The 5,580-nt window shown below is 67.4% G+C and carries 3 protein-coding genes and 1 pseudogene; 1 reads left to right on the forward strand and 3 read right to left on the reverse strand.

The window, feature by feature from the left end; translation table 11 throughout:
* From L8K25_RS22370 to L8K25_RS22380, 3 genes and pseudogenes are all read right to left on the reverse strand, one after another.
* A pseudogene (locus L8K25_RS22370) lies at positions 1-431 on the reverse strand (carbohydrate ABC transporter permease); the annotation flags it as partial.
* Complete coding sequence (locus L8K25_RS22375; RefSeq protein ID WP_242141235.1) at positions 422-1,303, reverse strand: sugar ABC transporter permease; 882 nt, start codon at positions 1,301-1,303, stop codon at positions 422-424. The gene L8K25_RS22375 and the pseudogene L8K25_RS22370, both read right to left, overlap by 10 nt.
* The gene (locus L8K25_RS22380; RefSeq protein ID WP_242141236.1) at positions 1,300-2,589 is read right to left on the reverse strand and encodes an extracellular solute-binding protein; all 1,290 of its coding nucleotides are present in this window, start codon (positions 2,587-2,589) and stop codon (positions 1,300-1,302) included. Before L8K25_RS22380 ends, L8K25_RS22375 begins: the two co-directional genes overlap by 4 nt.
* 178 nt (positions 2,590-2,767) lie before the next feature.
* Here L8K25_RS22380 and L8K25_RS22385 point away from each other — a divergent pair.
* A partial coding sequence (locus L8K25_RS22385) for a TonB-dependent receptor (protein ID WP_242141237.1) occupies positions 2,768-5,580 on the forward strand: 2,813 nt, incomplete at its 3' end.

The following is a 5,580-nucleotide window of genomic DNA, read 5'->3' on the forward strand; positions in this document are numbered from 1 at the left end:
TAGGTGTTCACCAATCCGACCGACTTGAGCATCAGGAACAGCGGCAGCATCGCGACCTGCGCCGGCACGACGGCGAGCGCGAGCAAGGCCTGGAGCATGCGCGCGCGGCCCCAGAAGCGCAGCTTGGCGAAGGCATAGCCCGCCGGCACGCACAGCAACAGGCTCAGCATCGTGGTGAGCGACGCGAGGACGACGCTGTTCCCCAGCGCGGGCAGGATATGATAGCTGGTCAGGCCGCCGGGGTGCGGCAGCAACAGCTCGCGGTAATTGGCGAGCGTCGGATGCGCCGGCCAGAACGGCGGCGGAAAGGTCGCGGCGGTGCCCGGCGCCATCAGCGAGACGTTGACCATCCACAGCAGCGGCAGCACGGCGACCAGCGCCAGCAGGGCGACGAGCGCAGTGCGCAACAGGCTTCCGGCCTTCACCACCATTCGTTCCGCTTTCCCAGCCGCGCCTGCACCGCGGTCACCAGCAGGATGACGACGAACACGATCATCGCGACTGCCGAGGCCATGCCCAGGTTCCACCAGGTGAAGCCTTGGTCGAACATGAAATACAGCACGGTCACCGTGCTTTGTGCCGGGCCGCCGTGCGTCATGACATAGGGTTCGGTGAAGATCTGGATGAAATTGGCGACGCTCAGCACCGCTGCGAGCAGCAACGCCGGCCCGATCGCGGGGAGCGTGACATGCCGGAAGCGCGCCCACGCCCCCGCGCCGTCGAGCCGCGCCGCCTCGGCGAGTTCCTGCGGCACGGTCGACAGGGCGGCGATGAAGACGAGCATGTTATAGCCGAACGCCTTCCACACGATGAAGATCAGCGTCGCGGGAATGCTCGTCCGCGGATCCCCCAGCCAGTCGACCGGCGCGATGGCAATCAGCGACAGCGCATAATTCAGCAGTCCGTTATGCCGGTCGAACAGGTAGCGCCAGACCACCGCGGTTGCGACCAGCGTCGTGACATAGGGCGCGAACAGCAGCACGCGCCAGACCGGTTTCCACCGCACCGTCGCCGAACTGATCAGCAACGCCACGCCGAGCGACGTGGCGATCGCGGCGGGAACGCCGATCGCGGTGAACATGGCGGTGTTGCCGACGGCGCGCCAGAACAACGGCATCCGGAGCAATTCGGCATAGTTGCCGGCCCCGACGAACCGCAGGTTGGCGACATCGGCAAGCGCATAGATATCGAAATCGGTGACGCTCAGCAGTGCCGCCCCGATCGTCGGGATCACCAGCACGATCACCGTGCAGATCAGCACCGGGAGAACGAAGCCGAGCCCGGCGCGCGCCTGGCGGGTCATAACGCGCGGCCCCGCTCCGCCAGCCAGCGGCGCTTTTCGAGAATGCGATCGACCCGTTTGTCCATCTCGACCGTGGCAGCATCGACGCCATAGTCGCCACGCACCATGTGCTCGGCAACGAGCTGCACCTCGCCGACGATCCGCTCCCATTCGGGAACGGCTGGCGGTGCGACGCTGTGCGCGATCTGGGTCGCGAAGGTTGCCGACACGGGATCAGTGCGCAGGGCGGGCAACTGCCAGGCGCTCCGTCGCGTCGGGAGATCACCGGTGATGTCGTAGATGCGACGCTGGCTCGCCGGATCGCACAGGTAGCGGACCAGCGCCCATGCGGCGGCAGGGTCGCGCGCCGCGTGGCTGACGGCGAGGCTGGTGCCCCGCGCCATCGCGGCACCGGCCCCGCGCGGCCCCGGGGTCAGCGCGACGTCCCACAGAGCGCGCGGCAGCAGGGCCGTACGCCGCCGCAGATCGCCGATCGACGTCGCGTTCGACGGCAGGATCGCGAACCGGCCGTGGCGCCAGGCGACGTAGGTATCGCCCGCCTCGGCCCCGGTCGTCACCGGGGCGAGGCGTTCGTCGAAGATTCCCTTGTAGAAGCCGAGCGCGGTGCGGAAGCCGTCGGACGAGAAATTGCCGCGCGTTTCGTGATCGCGCAGGAACGGAACCCCCTGCTGCGCGGCGAAGGCGAACAACGGTTCGGGCCAGTCGAGCAGGTGCAGCGTCACGAAGCGGTCGGGCTGACGGCGCTTGATCGCGCGCGCCATCTGCATCCATTCGCTCCAGGCGAGCGGCGGGGCCGCATAGCCCGCCGCCGCGAGCAGATCGCGGCGATAGAATTGCACCCAGCTGTCCGCCGTCCACGGCACCGCCATCGCCCGTCCCGCGACCTCGACCGACGCGACCGCGCCCGCGACCTGATCGGCCAGCAGCGGCGAACGCGCCGCGGGCGGCGCGACCGCGCCGATCAGTGTCAACTCCGGCAGCCACGCGCTGTTGAGCATCATCACGTCGGGCAGCGAATTGCCGGCGAACCCGGTGAGCAACTTTTCATGCGCGCCGGTCCATGGCAGCGCCTGAACCTCGACCGGGATGCCGGTCGCCGTGCGAAACGCCGGGAGCAGCTCGGGCGCATTCTCGCCGAGCGTACCGATCGCCCACCATCGCAGCCCTGGTGCGGACGCGCCGCATCCGCCGAGCGCAAGGCCCGCACCCAGGGCGAGCAGCGTGCGGCGTTCAACGAGCGTGTCGAAAGTCGGTATATCGTGTTCCCGGTATGGCGCTTCGATCACGGTATGCCGGGTTTGATGGCCCGCCAACAGCAAACAGTATGGAATTTTCGATTCGGACCATTCCCCCGATACGGTTTAATCCGCAAGAGACGGTGCGGCGGCAAAACCATCAAGGAGAGCCGACGCCATCCCGGGTGTATTTCCGGGTGGCAGGAGCCGCGTGTACAAGGGGTGTCTTATGTTGCTGGCTGTGTATCGCCGCTGTTTGTTGACCGGCACCGCCTTGTGCCTCGGGACCGCAGGCGCTGAAGCGCAAACCCTCCCCGCCCCGCCGCCGCCCAGTGCCGCATCGAGCGGTTCCGCAAGCGACCAGCAACCGCCGGCTTCCACACCCGTCACGCCAAACGCGGCGGAGGGCGCCGACATCGTGGTGACCGGCTCACGCATCGCGCGTGCCGAATTTGCCGCGCCCAACCCGATCACCGCGTTCACGGCCGCCGCGATCCAGCAGTCGGGCAACACCAACATCACCAATTTCCTCCAGCGCGTCCCCGCGCTGACGGGATCGCGCGATTCCACGCAGACCTCGGGCGGCAATGCGGTCTCCTCCAACCCGTTCGGCGCGGCGGGGCTGAACGAACTCAACCTGCGCAACCTCGGCACCAACCGGACGCTGGTCCTCGTCAACGGCCGTCGCCACGTCGCGGGCGAGGCCAACAGCGCCGCGGTCGACATCAACAGCATCCCGACCGATCTGATCGAGCGGGTCGACGTGCTGACCGGCGGAGCGTCGGCGGTCTATGGCGCGGACGGCGTGTCGGGCGTCGTCAATTTCATCCTTAAGCGCGATTTCGACGGGATCGCGGCGCGCGGACAGCTCGGCATCTCGTCGCGCGGCGACGCCGGCAACCGCTTTGCCTCGATTGCGGCGGGGCACAGTTTCGCGGGCGGCCGCGGCAATCTGACGCTCGCCTATGAATATAACGCCGACGACCGGCTAGAGAACGACGATCGGTCCTATCTGCGGGCGGACCAGCGAAAGTATCTCATCCCCAACGACGCCGCGGCGACCAACCCGTCGGCGCCGCATAACATCCTGGTCGGCAACCTGCGCTATCCCAACGAGTCGCCGATCGGCGCGGTCGATGCGACGGGCAGCGGCACGCCCAATTTCAATGGGCTCGGCCAGCCCTATCAGCCCGGCACGCCTGCGGCCTATTATTCGACCGGGGGCGACGATACGCCTGTCGCGGGCTTCTATTCGGGCGACCTGGCGCCGCGGATCGAGCGACACGACGTCAACCTGCTCGGGCATTACGACGTTTCGGACGCCCTCAAGGTCTCGGTCGAGGCCAAGTACGCGCAGACCAAGGCGACCACCTTCGATTATTACATCGGAACCTATGGCGCGCCGATCTTGCTCGACAATCCGTTCCTGCCCCAGTCGATCCGCGCCGCGGCGCTGGCCGCGGGACAGACGCAGGTCGCGGTGACGCGCGACAATATCGATTACGGCCGTCATGGCGAGACCGACCTGCGCCGCACCTATCGCGGCGTGTTCGACGTCACCGGGCGGATCAGTGGCCATGCGACCTATGACGCCTATTTCGAATATGGCCGAACCGACGTCGACATCACCAAGCTGAACAACCTGCTCGACGTCAATTACCGGGCTGCGCTCGATGCCGTGACCAGCCCGACCACGGGCCAGCCGGTCTGCCGCATCAACCTCACCGGCGGCAACCCGGGCTGCGTTCCGGTCAGCCTGTTTGGTGCCGGGCCGGTCAGCCCGGCCGCGCTGCGCTATTTCCAGGTCGACGACACCAGCTTCGCGCGAATCACGCAACAGGTCGCCAACGCATCGATCAGCGGCGACTTCGGCGCGTTCTTCGCCCTGCCCGGCGGGCCGGTGCAATTCTCGGTCGGCGGAGAATATCGCCGCGAGACCAGCGCGTTCGAACCGAGCGACAATCTCGTCAACAACCGCTTCGTCGCCTTCACCGAACCGACGCTGGTCGTCCCGTCGGGCGGCAGCTTCGACGTGAAGGAAGCGTTCGGCGAGCTGAACGCGCCGATCTTCAAGGGCCAGCGTCTTGCCGAGACGCTTTCGGTCGGCGCGGCCTACCGCTTCTCGAACTATTCGACGATTGGCGACGCGACCACCTGGCAGGTCAACGGCGTCTATGCGCCAGTCCGCGACATCAGCTTTCGGGGTTCCTATGGCGAGTCGGTGCGGGCGCCCAACATCGCGGAATTGTTCCAGCCACTCAGCGGAGACTCGAACTTCTTCATCGACCCCTGCGCGCCCAATGAGCTGGGCCACGGGACGCAATATCGCGCCGCCAATTGCGCAACCGTCCTGTCGGCGGTCGGCGCGGCGATCTCGCCCGCGCTGCAGACCGCGAGCAACGTCGTGGGCACGCGCTCGGGCAACCCGGCGCTCAAGGCCGAGACGGCGCGAACCTGGACCGCGGGCGTCGTGCTGCGGCCGCGGTTCCTGCGCGGGCTGACCGCGTCGCTCGACTGGTACGATATCGATTTGCGCGGCGCGATCAGCACGCCCGCGCCGTCGACGCTCGCGTCGCTGTGCGTCGATCAGCCGTCGGTCGCCAATCCGTTCTGCGCGGCCATCACGCGCACGCAAGGGACCGGCATCATCAGCGGCTATTCGGTCCAGCCGCAGAACGTGTCGCGCTTCCGCACCGCGGGGGCCGACCTGAACATCGATTACGTCATTCGTGCGGGCAAGCTCGGGACGTTCGATTTCCGGTTGGTCGGCGGCTATCTCGACCGGCTCGCGTTCGTCGGGACGCCGGGCGCCGTGGCTACCGACAATGTCGACCAGCCCGGCGCGCCGAAGTTCAACTTCAACCTGTCGCCGAGCTGGACGCGCGGCGGCCTCACGGTCGGCTACAATCTGCGCTGGGCGGACGCGACGCGGACGGTCGACAAGCTGACCACCGACAACGACCCCAATTACGCGCCCGCGGCGCAGCTCCGCTACAGCGAATTGTGGCAGCACGATCTCCAGATCGCGCTGGACGTCGGCCG

Source organism: Sphingomonas sp. TREG-RG-20F-R18-01 (genome assembly GCF_022662475.1).
Classification (GTDB): Bacteria; Pseudomonadota; Alphaproteobacteria; order Sphingomonadales; family Sphingomonadaceae; genus Sphingomonas.